The following is a 12,669-nucleotide window of genomic DNA, read 5'->3' as shown; positions in this document are numbered from 1 at the left end:
CCTACATACTCAAGCAAGCCAACGAGCATGAGGCCAGCCGGTCCCCCCCCGCCAAGAACCCCAAACCGGCGACATAGCGACAATCCAATCCGCCTTCCCCCTGCTTACACCATCACGAACCAAGCAAGCGTTCCTGCGCATGCGGCGCGCCGGGGATGTCGTCGGCCAGGAACGGCGTGTCTTCAGCAAGCGCAATGCGCAGGGCACCAGGCATCCCCGCCGGCGCCGCGCAAAGCAGCGCATTCATCTGCGAAAGCTCACGCAGGATATCCAGATGCAAGGCGCTGGTCTCCACGCTGGCGGTGCGGCGCTGCGCCACGCGCGCAATATGGCGGGCGGTGAAGCGCTCGGCGCGCGCCTGGAAGTCGCTGGCGCAATCGAGCAGCAATGCCGAGGCCGCGCGGTCGCTGGCGACAAAGAGCGACATCCTGGTACGCAGGTTGGCCACCAGCATGTCGCAAAGCTCCAGCAGTTCCGCGCTGCCTTCATCCGAGAAGCGGAAGTTGCGGCTGAGCTTGCGCTGGTCCAGGTCGACCAGGATCCGTTCAACAATATCGCCCACATACTCCAGGTTGATATTGACCAGCATGATCTCGTCCCAGCGCGCGACATCCTCGCCGTCGAGGCTGCCGGCATCGACGTCGGTCAGGTACATCTTGACGGAGGAATAGAGTTCGTCGATGCGGTCGTCCAGCGCCCGGCAGCGGGCGTTCATGGCGCGGTCGTTGCCGACGATGGAGAGCTTCATGCCGTTCAGCATCTCTTCGATGACGTCGCCGATGCGCACGACTTCGCGCGTGGCGTTGCCCAGGGCGACGGACGGGTGCCGCAGGTCGCCCTGGCTCAGGTAGCGCGCGCCACCGGGCGCTGGGTCCTGGTGTGCATCGGGCAGCCATCGCGTGCAAAGAGACGCTACCGGGTTGACGAACCAGATCAGCGTAGCGGCCAGGGCCAGGTTGAACACCATGTGGAAGTCGATGGCCATGGTCCCGGCACTACTGCCCAGGCGAGCCAGCAGCGAGGGCATGGCATCCAGCAGCGGCAGGAATGCCAGTATCCCCACGAAGCGGAAGATCAGGTTCGCCAGCGATACCCGCCGGGCAGCTGGCGCGCTGCCGGAATTGGCCAGGCAGGCAATCAGGCCACTGCCAAGGTTGGCGCCAAGCACCAGCGGCAAGGCGGTGGCGGGGCCGATAACACCGCCCATGGCCAGCGTTGCGGTCAGCAATACCGCGGCCAGGCTGGAGTAGGCGAGCAGCGTCACGAGGGCGCCGATCACCAGGGCCAGCAATGCGTCATTGCCAAGCGAGGTGAAGATGGCGCGCACGATCTCCGCGTGCAGCAGCGGTGCGGCGTAAAGGCGGATCAGCTGCAAGGCCAGCGTGATCAGCCCCAGTCCCACCATGACTTCGCCAGTCTGCCCGCGCAGGCTGGCCTTGCCGGACAGGCGCAGGCCGATGCCGATGACCAGCAGCAGCGGCGAGAGCCACGAGATGTCGACCGACAGCAGGCGCGCCATCAGGCTGGTGCCGACGTCGGCGCCGAGCACGATCGGCAGTGCCGCCGGCAACGACACCAGGCCGCCTGCCACGAATGCGCTCGTCATCAGCGCCGTGGCGCTGCTGCTCTGGATCAGGGCGGTCACGCCAAGCCCGGCCAGGAACCCGCGCGCGGGGCTGGCCGTGCCCGCGGCCAGCGCCAGCCGCAAGCGCGGCCCCAATACCTCCAGCATGCCGTGGCGCGTTACGTGCGCGCCCCAGATCAGTAGTGCGACCCCGGACATCAGGGAAAGCAGGATTTGCATGGTGCCGCTCCCTGGTGGTGGCCGTCTTCGCGGCCACCTTTATCGGATTGCTGATGGAGCGTGCCAGCCTGGCCGGCACGTACCGGCTCTAATCCGCGTGGTTCAGCGCCAGCCGCAGGATGTCGAAGTTGCGCAGCCGCTGGCCCGCCGGAGCGCTGACCTTCCGGTTGAACAGCAGAGGCACCTTCTGCTCGGACAGGCCGCCGTGCGAGCGCAGCGGGGCATCCAGGCCGCTCAGGTCATGGCGTGCCGGCGTGGTGCCGAGCACGGTCAGGCGTTCGCTGACCACCACCAGGTCGCCGATGCGGTCGGGCGGCAGTTCGAAGCGTTCGCTGGCGGCGCGCTTGTCCAGCACCAGCTCGATGCCGGGCAGCGCGGCGATGGCCGCATGCACGGCGCGCTGGTCGGTGCCGGCGGGCAGGTACACGGTCGCGTAGGAGCCCAGCGCGCCATGGTGGGCCACGTAGGGGTCGGTGATGGGCAGCAGCACGCGGGTGGCACCGGTGCCGAAGCGCTCGTCCAGCACCTGCTGCAGGAACAGGATGTTGGCCTTGCCCAGCGAATCGGTCTTGGCATTCATGCCATGGTCGGCGGTGACGCCGATGACCGCGCCCAGCGCGTCCAGGCGCTGCAGGTAGCTGTCGATCATGGCGTAGAAGGCATTCGCCTGCGGCGTGCCCGGCGCGTGCTTGTGCTGGATGTAGTCGGTGGTGGACAGGTACATCAGGTCCGGCCGCACGGTCTCCAGCAAGGCCACGCCGGCGGCGAACACAAACTCGGACAGGTCGGCGCTGTAGACCGAGGGCAGCGGCATGCCGACCTTGCGCAGCACGTCGTCAATGCCGTTTTCCTCGATGGTGGCCTGGTCCGCTTTCTCCGCCGAAAAGCAGATGCCCTTGAGGCCGTGGCCCAGCAGCGCGCGCAACTTGTCCTTGGCGGTGACCACCGCCACCGAGGCGCCGGCCTGTGCTGCCGCGGCCAGCACGGTGGGCGCGCGCAGGTAGCGGGCGTCATTCATCAGCACCTCGGCGCCGGCTTCGGTGTCGTAGAAGAAGTTGCCGCAGATGCCGTGCACCGACGGCGGCACGCCGGTCACGATCGACAGGTTGTTGGGGTTGGTGAACGACGGGACCACGCAGTCGCCGGTCAGCACGGTACCGCGTTTGGCCAGGCTGGCGAAGAAGGGGGTGGCGCCCGCCTGCACGGCAAGGTTGATGTACTCCTGCTCGCAGCCATCGATGCAGACAATGACGGTGGGACGGGCGGGAAGCTGGTAAGGGTGGCCGTTGACCTGGATCTGGGTGCTCATGGCGTCTCTTGGGGAGGATTTGTCGATGGGATTTGCCCGAGACCCATGCTAAGTTAGGCGATAAACTCTCACAATCGAGTTTATTTTCCAGATCCTGTCAGGAAATCTCACAATGCCGCACAAGTTGCCTCCGCTCAACGCTTTGCGCATCTTCGAGGTTGCGGCCCGCGCCGGCAGCTATTCGGCGGCCGCGCGCGAGCTTCACCTGACCCATGGCGCGGTCAGCCGGCAGATCGAGATCCTGGAGCAATGGCTGGGGCAGCCGTTGTTTATCCGCCAGGGCCAGCGCATGGTGCCCACGGTCCACGCGCAGGCGTTCGCGCGCGAGATCAGCACGGCGTTCGACCAGATCAGCGCCTCGTCCGAGCGCTATGGCCGCATCGCCACGCGCAAGGTGGTGCGCGTCAATGCGCCGGCAACCTTTGCCATGCGCTGGCTGATTCCGCGACTGGATGATTTCCGGCGCCAGCAGCCCGAGGTCGACGTGCGTGTGTCGACCGCCTTCAGCAACGAGGCGGGATTCAATGGCACCTTTGATGTGGCGATACGGCGCACCCTGGAGCGCGGCGAGCAGTTCGAGTCAGTGCCGATCTTTTCGGAGTACCAGACGGTGATTGCCAGTCCGGCGATGCTGGAGCAGGTGCCGTTGCAAGGCGTCGAGGACCTGGTGGATGGCGTCTTCCTCTATACGGAAACCCGGCCGGGCAGTTGGGAATCGTGGCTGCAGCAGGCGGGACATGCGTCGCTGCTGCCGGTGCGCACGCTGCGCTTCGACCATTTCTTCGTCACGCTGCAGGCCGTGGCGGACAGCCTGGGCTTTGCCATCGGCACCTTTCCAACGCTGGAAGCAGACCGCGCGGGCGGGCGCATCGCGACGCCGTTCGCCGCCATCCGCGCACCGGGCAATACCTACCATGCGCTGGTGCCGCGCGATGCCGACAAGCCGCTGCATCTGCGTGCCTTCCTGGAATGGCTGCAGCAGCAGGGAGAGACGGCCGCGCAGAACTGAAGCGGGGCGCGGCCGGGAAGTGAGGTGAGTGTGGCGCGCGGCCCGCGCGATGCGGGCCTGCGTTGACGGGCGCTCAGGCGCCGTCGAGGAACGGGTTGCGTCGGCCCAGGCGCGTGCCCAGTGCATCGGGCGCCAGGCTCGCGCTGGCGGGGTCCATGGCCGAGGCGGGGTTGCTGGCCATGGTCGGGTCGGCGGCTGCCGGCGCCATGCCCGGCTGGGCCGCTTGTACAGGCGCCTGGGCATAGCTGCCGCCCGCTGCGGGTGCCATCTGGGCCGAGGGCGCTGCTGACGGCATGGCTTGCACTGGCTGTGCGGATTGCGCCGGCTGAGTGGATGGCATCGGCTGCATCGGCTGCGTCATCGGCATGGGCTGGCCCGGCTGCAGGGGCTGAGCCTGCTGGGCAAACAGCGGGCAGGACGCGATCATCGCGCCAGCCATGACCAGGGATTTCGCCAGATGTTGCTTCATTCGTGTACCTCCTAGAACGCCTACAGGCAAGGGAGAGACCACTGTAGCGCCGAGGCACCTGACATTCTGTTTGATTTTGCAACGGTCGTTAACCACCCTTGCCATCGGGGCCGGTGCAGGTTAGTTGCGCGCGCGGCCTGCAGACCGCGCGCGGCTGTCAACGTCTGGCCAGGCGCTTGAGCGCCGCCGGATCGAGCAGTTCGATCTGCCGGTACTCGCGGCGGATCAGGCCTGCGTCCTCCCACGCCTGCAGGTACTTGGCCACGGTCTGGCGCGAGCGGTTGACCATATCGCCAAGGTCCTCCGCGCTGATGCGCACGACGTGGTCGGTGCGGTCGGCCAGTTCCAGCAGCCGTGCCGCCATGCGTGCGTCGATGGGTGCCTGCGCCGCGCTTTGCGCATGGTCGAACGCCACGCGCAGGCGCGCGCAGATCTGCTGCACGATCAGTTGCATGCCTTCCGGATGCGCGGCCAGGATGCGGTGGAAATCGCGCTGGCTCAGCACCATCAGTTCGGTGTTGCCGACGGCGAAGGCGTCGTGCGTGCGCGGCTTGCCGTCCAGCAGCGAGATCTCGCCGAACCAGCGCCCGCGCCCGATCACCGAGTACACCGACTCGCGCCCGCCGGTGCTGACCCGGCTCATGCGCACACGTCCGGACAGCACCATGCAGAAGTAGGTGGGCGGGTCGCCGCGCGCGAAGATCATCTCGCCGTCGCCAAAGCGCTGGCGGCGTGCGGCATTCGACACGGCATCGAGCACGCCCGGCGGCGCGTTGCGCAGCCAGCCGCTGGCCAGCACGCTGCGCGGCAGCGTGCGCACTGGTTCCACCGCTTTCAAGGCACTCTTCACCTGACCCTTCACATCGCTCTCCTGCAGGAGCCGAGATTGTCCAATACTTAACAGACTTTGGCGCGGTGCGCCCGGAGAATACATCGGATCAATGACTCACATGCCCCCGGGAGGTACGCATATGGCGCAAATCCAGCTTGTCGAATCCGTAAAGGACCGCGTCTCCGACGCCGAATGGCAGATGCGGGTGGACCTGGCGGCCGCGTACCGCCTGGTCGCCCACTTTGGCTGGGACGACCTGATCTTCACCCATATCTCGGCACGCGTGCCCGATGCGCCGGACCAGTTCCTGATCAATCCGTACGGGATGATGTTCGACGAGATCACGGCATCGAGCCTGGTGAAGGTCGACCACGAAGGGCAGCCCGTGCTGGAAACGCCGTATGACGTCAACCCGGCCGGCTTCATCATCCACAGCGCAGTGCACGAGGCTCGCCCCGAAGTCGGCTGCGTGATGCACACGCATACCTCGCACGGTGTCGCCGTGTCCGCGCAGCAGGCGGGCCTGCTGCCGGTCTCGCAGCAATCGATGTTCGCGCTGACCGGGCTGGCGTATCACGACTACGAAGGCGTGGCGCTGCGCGACGACGAGAAGGCGCGGCTGGTGACCGACCTGGGCCGCTGCAAGCAGATGATCCTGCGCAACCACGGGCTGCTCACGTGCGGGCGCACGGTATCCGATGCCTTCCTGACCATGTACACGCTGGAGTCGGCCTGCCGCATCCAGATCCTGGCGCAAAGCGGCGGCACGCCGCTGACCATGGTGCCCGAGGCTGCCGGCGCCAACATGGGCCAGCAGGCGCGCCAGGCCACCAAGGGCAAGGGCTCCAGCCTGGCATGGCCGGGCCTGCTGCGCCGCCTCGACCGCATCAACCCCGACTACCGCAACTGACCATGGCCATCCTCGTTCACCTGCCGTCGTTCATGGCGGTCCCCATCACCGCGGCGCTGCGCGAAGCCGCGCCGGACATCACCGTGTGGAACGGCCGCGAAGCCGCCGTCGCGGAAGATGTCGAAGCCATCATCGCCTGGGGCCTGAAGCCGGGCGTGCTGCCGGCCTACCCGAAGCTGCGGCTGGTCTGCGCCGCCACCGCGGGCGTCGACAAGCTGCTGGCCGCGCCCGACCTGCCCGACAACATGCCGGTGACGCGCATCGTCGATCCCGGGCAGCAGGCCGGCATCGCCCGCTTTGTGCTGGCGATGGCGCTGCGCCATACCCGTGCGCTCGGCCTGTACGCCGAACAGCAGCGCCGCGGCGAATGGAAGCGCCATCCGGGGCGCGATCTCTCGCGCTGCCGCGTGGGCGTGCTCGGGCTGGGCGAGATCGGCAGCGAGGTGGCGCGCATGTTTGCCGCCATCGGCTACCCGGTCAGCGGCTGGAGCCGCAGCGCCAAGCACCTGCCCGGCGTGACGGACTTTACCGGCGACGACGGCCTGGAGGCGATGCTGGCGCAAAGCGACATCCTGGTCTGCACGCTGCCGCTGACGCCGAGCACCGAGGGCATGCTGAACCGGCAGACGCTGTCGCGGCTGCCCAAGGGCGCTTTCTTCATCAATGTCGGCCGTGGCGAGCATGTGGTCGAGCCCGACCTGGTCGCACTGATCGACGAAGGGCACCTTGCCGGCGCGGCGCTGGATGTCTTTGCCAAGGAGCCGCCGTCGGCGGACGACCCGGTCTGGAACCATCCGCGCATCGAGGCCACGCCGCATATCGCGGCGGATCCTTCGTACCCGCTGGTTGCACAGCAGTGCATCGAGAACCTGCGGCGCGCGCGCGACGGGCGTGCACTGCTGAACCAGGTGGACCGGCAAGCGGGGTATTGATCGCCCTGTGGGCATGGCTGGTGACCTGCGATAAGATGCGGTTGCCTGCCAAGCCCAGGGCCAGCGGCGGAGCCAGGCAAAGTACCGCATCCAGTCACGCTTTGCCCCCGCGTTGCCCCCCTTATGCCGACCGATTCCTTGCGCTTGCCCCCGTTGACGGCCTTGAAGTGCTTCTATGTGCTGGGCAAGGCCGGCAGCCTGCGCCGTGCGGCGGCGGAGCTGAATGTCACGCATACTGCCGTGGTCCGGCAGATCCGGCAGCTTGAATCGTGGCTGGGGGCGGCACTGGTCGAAACCAGCGCCAGCGGCACCGTACTGAATCCGCAGGGCGTGCGCTTCCACAAGACGGTATGCCAGGCGTTCGAACTGATCTCTGACGCCACCGCCGAGATCCGTCCTCCGGGCCAGACCGAAGAGCTTCGTGTCTGCGCGCCGCCGGGCTTTGCGACGTTCTGGGTGCTCCCCCGGCTGCATGAGATCCAGCGCCGCATGCCCAGCGTGGCCTTCGACATCATCCCGATGGAGGCCCGCAAGTTCGACAAGAACAGTTTCGATATCGAGATTTCCTACGGGTTTCGCGATGATCCCGAACTCGTGAACATGGCGCTGGTTCGTCCCCGACTGATGGCGCTTGCATCGCCGGCCTGGATCAGGGCGCATCCGCAAGTGAAGACGGCAAAGGACCTGCTGGCGCAGACCCTGGTCCACGAGCGCTTCACCGATGTCTGGCGCAGCTGGTTCGAAGCGCTGGGATTCCACGTGGGAACGCTGCAGGGGCCGCGCCTGGGCGCGCTCACCACGGTGCTCGAGGCCGTGCACCTGGACCAGGGGCCCGGCCTCTTTGCCGATATCTTTGCCGATGAGCGGCTGACCCGCGGCGTGCTGCAACAGGTGGTGCCGGACATGCCGCGCGCGGGCACCTATGTGCTGGTCGTACGCAAGGACCGCGCCGACGAGCCCGCCATCCGCCGCTTCAGCGACTGGCTGATCGGCACGCTGAAGGCCGCGCGCGACGCCGATGACCTTGCGGTGTAGGGCCGCGGCCCTTGCCGGCAAGCTGCCCGGCTGTCAGGCGTAGGCGTGATACCCGACCGGCTCGTGGAAGCGCGGGTTGCGATGGGCATCCCAGTAGGCTTGCCGCAGCCGCTTGTAGACCGGGCTTTCCTCGGCCAGCGGCAGGGTCTTGTCGTTGATCTGCCGCACCCGGATGACGCCGCCGCCCGAAGAGGTGATGAAGGCCTCCTCGGAGCCTTCCAGTTCCGCGCGCCGCAGCGGGCCCACGGTGAACGGGATGCCCAGTTCGGTGCACAGTTCCAGCACCGTGGCGCGGGTGATGCCCGGCAGGCAGCCGTGGTCCGGGGTCCAGACATGCTCGTTCCAGACCGAGAAGATATTGAAGCCAGCGCCTTCGGTCACATAGCCATCGGCATCGCAAAGGACGACGGAATCGAAGCCTTCGTCATGCGCCTGAAACAGCCCGGTGGTCAGGTCGTTCCACTGGTAGTTCTTGACGGTGGGGTCGACGCTGGCATCCGGCACACGCGGCACATCCGCGATCAGCAGGCTGGCACCGCGCTCCTGGACTTCCTTGGGCACCACGTCCACCCACGGGATCGCATAGGTGACCAGATGGTTCTGGCAATCCTCCGGACGCCTTGAGCCATGGATGCGCGGGCGTCCCCGCAGTGCCACCATGGCCACGTAGGCATCCCGAAGCCCGGACAGGGCCGCCACCTCATGCAGGTTGCAGCGGATCTCGCAGTTCGTCATGCCCACGTCCATGCGCCGCATCGCCATCGAACGCCTGAAGCGGTCCAGGTGCGCCTGCAGCCTGAAGAAGGCGCCGTTCACCACGTGCACCACGTCATACACCGCGTCGGAGCGCGTCAGGCCCCAGTCCAGTACTGAGATGCGTGCGTCGCCGATCGGCACGAAGGCGCCGTCGACATAGGCGGCGCCGCGGGAGAAGTCTTGTGTAGTCATGATCCGCCTGCTGGGGGGAGGGGGAAGAGAAAGGTGTCACCAGCGGTAGCGGGCTTGGAACGCAGTCTAGGTTTGGGTTTGCGGGCGGGGGAGTCCAGAAAATGATTCCACCGTGGAAACCTGAGGTTTCCACTGGCGCGATCGGCAAGTCAGTCCGCCGTGCCCGCAGGTCCCCGGCAGCGCCCTAGACTGAAAGCAGACGATTCGGACGCGAGGGCATCATGGCGTACGACAGCATCCTGGTTCATCTCGATGGCAACCGGCAGGCCATGCAGCGCCTGCAGATCGCGGCACGCCTTGCCACCGCCAGCCAGTGTCCGCTGATCGGCCTGCTGGCCGGGCGCGTGCCTGATCCCAATTGGTTCTACCTCATGAACAATGCCCAGCGCTGCCTGGCCGAAGATCAGGAGCGGCGCCGGCTGCGGCGCGAGAGCATGCGCTGTGCCTTCGCGGCGGCCACGCAGGACCTGCCGGTGGCATGCGACTGGCGCACGGTGGATCGCGACCCGGTCACGCTGGCGCTGCGCGAGGCGCGCGAGGCCGGCCTGGTCGTTTCCGGCCAGTACGATGCCGACAATGCCGAGGGGCCCGTCGCGCGGCAATTGCTGGAAGCGCTGCTGCTCGAAAGCGGACGGCCGACGCTGGTGGTGCCGTGCGCCGGTGTTTTCCCCTCGGTCGGCGCACGCGTGCTGGTGGCATGGAACGGCAGCCGCGAGGCGGCGCGTGCCGTGCACGATGCCTTGCCGCTGATGGCCGGTGCGCGGGCGTGCATCCTCAGCGCCGGCAACGGGGCAAGGGAGCCCCGCGCCGATGCCACGCCGGTTGACCACGCGGTGCGCCTGCTGGAGCGGCGGCGTGTGTCGGCCGAGGTGATGCACGGCCCGGGCGGGGCCGACCTGGCCGTCGGCGAGCTGATCCTGTCGCGTGCGTCGGACTTTGGCGCGGACCTGATCGTGATGGGGGCCTACGGCCACGGGCGCCTGCGCGAACTGGTGCTCGGCGGCGTGACCAGGGTGGTGCTGGAGTCGATGACGGTGCCGGTGCTGTTCTCGCACTGAATACGGACCGGCGCGGGCACGAGGCAAGGGGGTGACCGCTGCGCCCCTGGTGGTCTTCAGTCGACTGTGATGTGGTTGGCCTGGATCACCTTGCCCCACACGCCCACGTCGGCGTGCACGGTCTGCGCGAACTGCTCGGCGCTCCTGGCCGGCGCCATGCCCATGTTCAGCTGCAGGAAGCGCTCGCGCATGGGCGCGTCGGCCAGCAGGCGATTCACCTCCGCATTGAGCCGATGCACGATGGCGGGGCTGGTGCCCGCCGGCGCGAACAGGCCATACCAGCTGTCGGTATCGAACGGGTAGCCCTGCTCGGTCATGGTCGGCACGTCCGGCGTGACCGGCGCGCGGCGCGTGCCGCTGATGGCCAGCGCGCGCAGCTTGCCGGCGCGCACCAGTGGCAGCGACGACGAGGTATCGACAAAGGCCGCCTTTACCACGCCGCCCTGCATGTCAGTCAGGATCTGCGCCACGCCCTTGTACGGCACGTGGCGCAGCTTCATGCCGGTCTGCATCTTGAGGGCTTCCATGGTCAGGTGGCCGCCCGAGCCGATGCCCCACGAGCCGTAGTCGTATGCATCCGGGTGCTTGAGCATGTAGGCGACAAATTCCTTGAGCGTGCGCGCCGGGAAGTCCGGCGTCACCACCAGGAAATTGCCGCCCGCGCCGATCTGCGCCACCGGCACCAGGTCGCGCAGGCCGTCATAGGGCATCTTCGGCTGCAGGGTCTGGTTGATCACCACCGTGGCGGCGTAGGTGAACAGCAGCGTGTAGCCATCGGGGCTGGCTTTGGCCACGGCGTCGTTGCCGATGATGCCGGTGGCACCCGGCTTGTTGTCGACCACGATGGTTTGGCCCAGCGCCTTGCCGAGCGTCTGGGCCAGTGTGCGCGCGAACAGGTCGGTGCCGCCGCCGGGCGGGGCCGGCACCACCAGGCGGATGGGCCTGGCGGGCCAGGCGTTGCTGGCATACAGCGGGCCGGCCGCTGCGCCGAGACCGAGTGCGGCAAGCCCGCGCAGCACATCGCGGCGGCGCGCATTGCCAGGCAGTTCCGTCGTCACCGGATGGGTTGCTCGTGGCATGGGGTCTCCCTGATTAATGCATGCCGAAGTTGTCCGCCGTGTCGTCTTCCAGCGCGTCGGCGGCCGCGCCATACAGGCTGCGCGATACATAGCTGCGGATCTGCGCGGCGCGCTGGCGCAGCCAGGCGGCCTTGAGCTGGCGGGCCTCGCGCACGGTGGGCGTCTCATCCGGCGCGAGCGCCAGCACGTCGATCACGTGCAGCGCCAGCTGCGTGTCGCCGCGCGCGGCCAGGGCCTGGGCGTGGCGGATCAGGGCGGCGTGGTCGGCCACGGCCGCGGCGATCTCGGCGGCCGCCTGCTGCTGCGGCGCCGGATGCAGCGTGGTGGCATTGCGGTCCCACCAGCCATTCTCCGAGCGGTAGATGTCGCGCGCGATGTAGCTGGGGTCGCCATACGTCGGCCGCATCCAGGGCTGGTCGAACAGCTCCGCCGGCGGCTTGAGCGCGGCCAGCACCTGTCGTTCATTGCAGCCCGCGTTCATCAGCCGTACCACCTCGGCACGCAGCCAGCGCAGGGCTTTGGCAGTCTGGCACAGCACGCGCCGGCATTCCTCCTCGCCTTGCAGCGTGGCGCCGAACTCGCGCACCACGGTGCGCGGCTGCAGCCCGGCCAGGCGTTCCAGCGTGTCGGCCCAGCGCACGGTGTCGCGCATGGTGCGGAAGGGGGTGCCGATGTTCGGGATCGAATCGATGACCGCGGGTCCGCCATACAGCAGGCGCCGGCCCGGCAGCCAGACGGCCACGGCGTCGTCGGTCTCGGACGGTGCCCACAGGATTTCCGCGCGGCGCTCGCCCCGGCCCAGCGTCAGGCCGTCGGCGAAGGTTTCGGTGGGTTCGATATGGATCAGCTTGCCCGCCAGCGCGCCGGCCGGCTGGCGGAACTGGATCTCCGCCATACGCTCCTGCATGCGCCGGGTCTCGCGGTAGCGCGCTTGCCGCGCCAGCACGTTGACGTGGGCCAGCACCCGCGGCGCGGGCTCGCCGCGCGCGGCGGCGTGGTCCAGCCATTGCTGCAGGCCGGCGTTGTAGCCCATATGCCCGTGGCTGTAGCAGATGGCCAGCACCGGCAGCCCGGTCTGCGTGCGCAGCGCCTCGATCATGCCGCGCGTGACGTGCCCGCCGGGGCCGCTGTCGACCACCAGCAGGCCTTCGCCCACGTCGGCGACAAAGCTTTGTCCTTGTCCGTGCAGCAACCACACGCCGTCGCCGGCGCTGTCGATCCCCGTGCCGGTGACCAGCGCAGCCGGCCGTTCTTCGATGTCCTGCATGCCTGCCTCCCTGCGAT

General features: G+C 67.9%; 12 protein-coding genes. 5 read left to right on the top strand and 7 right to left on the bottom strand.

Annotated elements, in window-relative coordinates; genetic code table 11:
* Nucleotides 1-112: 112 nt before the first annotated feature.
* Together ACZ5MJ_RS21650 and phnA are read right to left on the bottom strand one after the other, a co-directional pair.
* The gene (locus tag ACZ5MJ_RS21650) at nt 113-1,804 is read right to left on the bottom strand and encodes a Na/Pi cotransporter family protein (RefSeq protein ID WP_464225698.1); all 1,692 of its coding nucleotides are present in this window, start codon (nt 1,802-1,804) and stop codon (nt 113-115) included.
* Between the two features lie 88 nt (nt 1,805-1,892).
* Nucleotides 1,893-3,113, bottom strand: a complete 1,221-nt coding sequence (gene phnA / locus ACZ5MJ_RS21645; RefSeq protein WP_464225697.1) for a phosphonoacetate hydrolase — start codon at nt 3,111-3,113, stop codon at nt 1,893-1,895.
* A gap of 112 nt (nt 3,114-3,225) precedes the next feature.
* On the opposite strand from phnA, the gene ACZ5MJ_RS21640 reads away from it, so the two are divergent.
* The gene (locus ACZ5MJ_RS21640) at nt 3,226-4,122 is read left to right on the top strand and encodes a LysR substrate-binding domain-containing protein (protein ID WP_464225696.1); all 897 of its coding nucleotides are present in this window, start codon (nt 3,226-3,228) and stop codon (nt 4,120-4,122) included.
* A gap of 73 nt (nt 4,123-4,195) precedes the next feature.
* Here the strand turns inward: ACZ5MJ_RS21640 and ACZ5MJ_RS21635 are convergent, their stop codons facing one another.
* Nucleotides 4,196-4,591 carry a hypothetical protein gene (locus ACZ5MJ_RS21635; protein WP_464225693.1) on the bottom strand — a complete coding sequence of 132 codons (396 nt, stop codon included), beginning with the start codon at nt 4,589-4,591 and terminating at the stop codon, nt 4,196-4,198.
* Nucleotides 4,592-4,748: 157 nt separating this feature from the next.
* Complete coding sequence (locus ACZ5MJ_RS21630; RefSeq protein ID WP_464226567.1) at nt 4,749-5,420, bottom strand: Crp/Fnr family transcriptional regulator; 672 nt, start codon at nt 5,418-5,420, stop codon at nt 4,749-4,751.
* Nucleotides 5,421-5,562: 142 nt separating this feature from the next.
* Between ACZ5MJ_RS21630 and ACZ5MJ_RS21625 the strand changes: the two genes are divergently transcribed.
* From ACZ5MJ_RS21625 to ACZ5MJ_RS21615, 3 genes are all read left to right on the top strand, one after another.
* Nucleotides 5,563-6,333, top strand: coding sequence for a class II aldolase/adducin family protein (locus ACZ5MJ_RS21625; RefSeq protein WP_464225692.1), 771 nt, complete (start codon nt 5,563-5,565; stop codon nt 6,331-6,333).
* A gap of 2 nt (nt 6,334-6,335) precedes the next feature.
* Nucleotides 6,336-7,265, top strand: a complete 930-nt coding sequence (locus tag ACZ5MJ_RS21620; protein ID WP_464225691.1) for a 2-hydroxyacid dehydrogenase — start codon at nt 6,336-6,338, stop codon at nt 7,263-7,265.
* A 144-nt stretch (nt 7,266-7,409) separates the two neighbouring features.
* Nucleotides 7,410-8,300 carry a LysR substrate-binding domain-containing protein gene (locus ACZ5MJ_RS21615; RefSeq protein ID WP_464225690.1) on the top strand — a complete coding sequence of 297 codons (891 nt, stop codon included), beginning with the start codon at nt 7,410-7,412 and terminating at the stop codon, nt 8,298-8,300.
* Between the two features lie 33 nt (nt 8,301-8,333).
* On the opposite strand, the gene ACZ5MJ_RS21610 is transcribed toward ACZ5MJ_RS21615, so the two are convergent.
* Nucleotides 8,334-9,248: an aminotransferase class IV gene (locus tag ACZ5MJ_RS21610; protein WP_464225689.1), complete on the bottom strand. Its 915-nt coding sequence runs from the start codon at nt 9,246-9,248 to the stop codon at nt 8,334-8,336.
* Between the two features lie 221 nt (nt 9,249-9,469).
* Between ACZ5MJ_RS21610 and ACZ5MJ_RS21605 the strand changes: the two genes are divergently transcribed.
* On the top strand, nt 9,470-10,306 hold the full coding sequence (locus ACZ5MJ_RS21605) for a universal stress protein (protein WP_464225688.1): 837 nt from the start codon (nt 9,470-9,472) through the stop codon (nt 10,304-10,306).
* 56 nt (nt 10,307-10,362) lie between these two features.
* Here the strand turns inward: ACZ5MJ_RS21605 and ACZ5MJ_RS21600 are convergent, their stop codons facing one another.
* Complete coding sequence (locus ACZ5MJ_RS21600; RefSeq protein ID WP_464225687.1) at nt 10,363-11,385, bottom strand: Bug family tripartite tricarboxylate transporter substrate binding protein; 1,023 nt, start codon at nt 11,383-11,385, stop codon at nt 10,363-10,365.
* A 13-nt stretch (nt 11,386-11,398) separates the two neighbouring features.
* Nucleotides 11,399-12,652, bottom strand: a complete 1,254-nt coding sequence (locus tag ACZ5MJ_RS21595; RefSeq protein WP_464225686.1) for an alkyl sulfatase dimerization domain-containing protein — start codon at nt 12,650-12,652, stop codon at nt 11,399-11,401.
* Nucleotides 12,653-12,669 lie beyond the last annotated feature (17 nt).

It is taken from the genome of Cupriavidus sp. LA-1 (assembly GCF_055385985.1).
Note: the sequence above shows the minus strand (reverse complement) of the source record. Positions and strands in the feature narration are given on the sequence as shown.

Bases quoted from the DNA above. Each gene is read 5' to 3' on its own strand.
- ACZ5MJ_RS21650 (WP_464225698.1), bottom strand. From the start codon at position 1,804: ATGCAAATCCTGCTTTCCCTGATGTCCGGGGTCGCACTACTGATCTGG.
- ACZ5MJ_RS21620 (WP_464225691.1), top strand. From the start codon at position 6,336: ATGGCCATCCTCGTTCACCTGCCGTCGTTCATGGCGGTCCCCATCACC.
- ACZ5MJ_RS21625 (WP_464225692.1), top strand. From the start codon at position 5,563: ATGGCGCAAATCCAGCTTGTCGAATCCGTAAAGGACCGCGTCTCCGAC.
- ACZ5MJ_RS21610 (WP_464225689.1), bottom strand. From the start codon at position 9,248: ATGACTACACAAGACTTCTCCCGCGGCGCCGCCTATGTCGACGGCGCC.
- ACZ5MJ_RS21595 (WP_464225686.1), bottom strand. From the start codon at position 12,652: ATGCAGGACATCGAAGAACGGCCGGCTGCGCTGGTCACCGGCACGGGG.
- ACZ5MJ_RS21600 (WP_464225687.1), bottom strand. From the start codon at position 11,385: ATGCCACGAGCAACCCATCCGGTGACGACGGAACTGCCTGGCAATGCG.
- ACZ5MJ_RS21635 (WP_464225693.1), bottom strand. From the start codon at position 4,591: ATGAAGCAACATCTGGCGAAATCCCTGGTCATGGCTGGCGCGATGATC.
- ACZ5MJ_RS21605 (WP_464225688.1), top strand. From the start codon at position 9,470: ATGGCGTACGACAGCATCCTGGTTCATCTCGATGGCAACCGGCAGGCC.
- phnA (WP_464225697.1), bottom strand. From the start codon at position 3,113: ATGAGCACCCAGATCCAGGTCAACGGCCACCCTTACCAGCTTCCCGCC.
- ACZ5MJ_RS21640 (WP_464225696.1), top strand. From the start codon at position 3,226: ATGCCGCACAAGTTGCCTCCGCTCAACGCTTTGCGCATCTTCGAGGTT.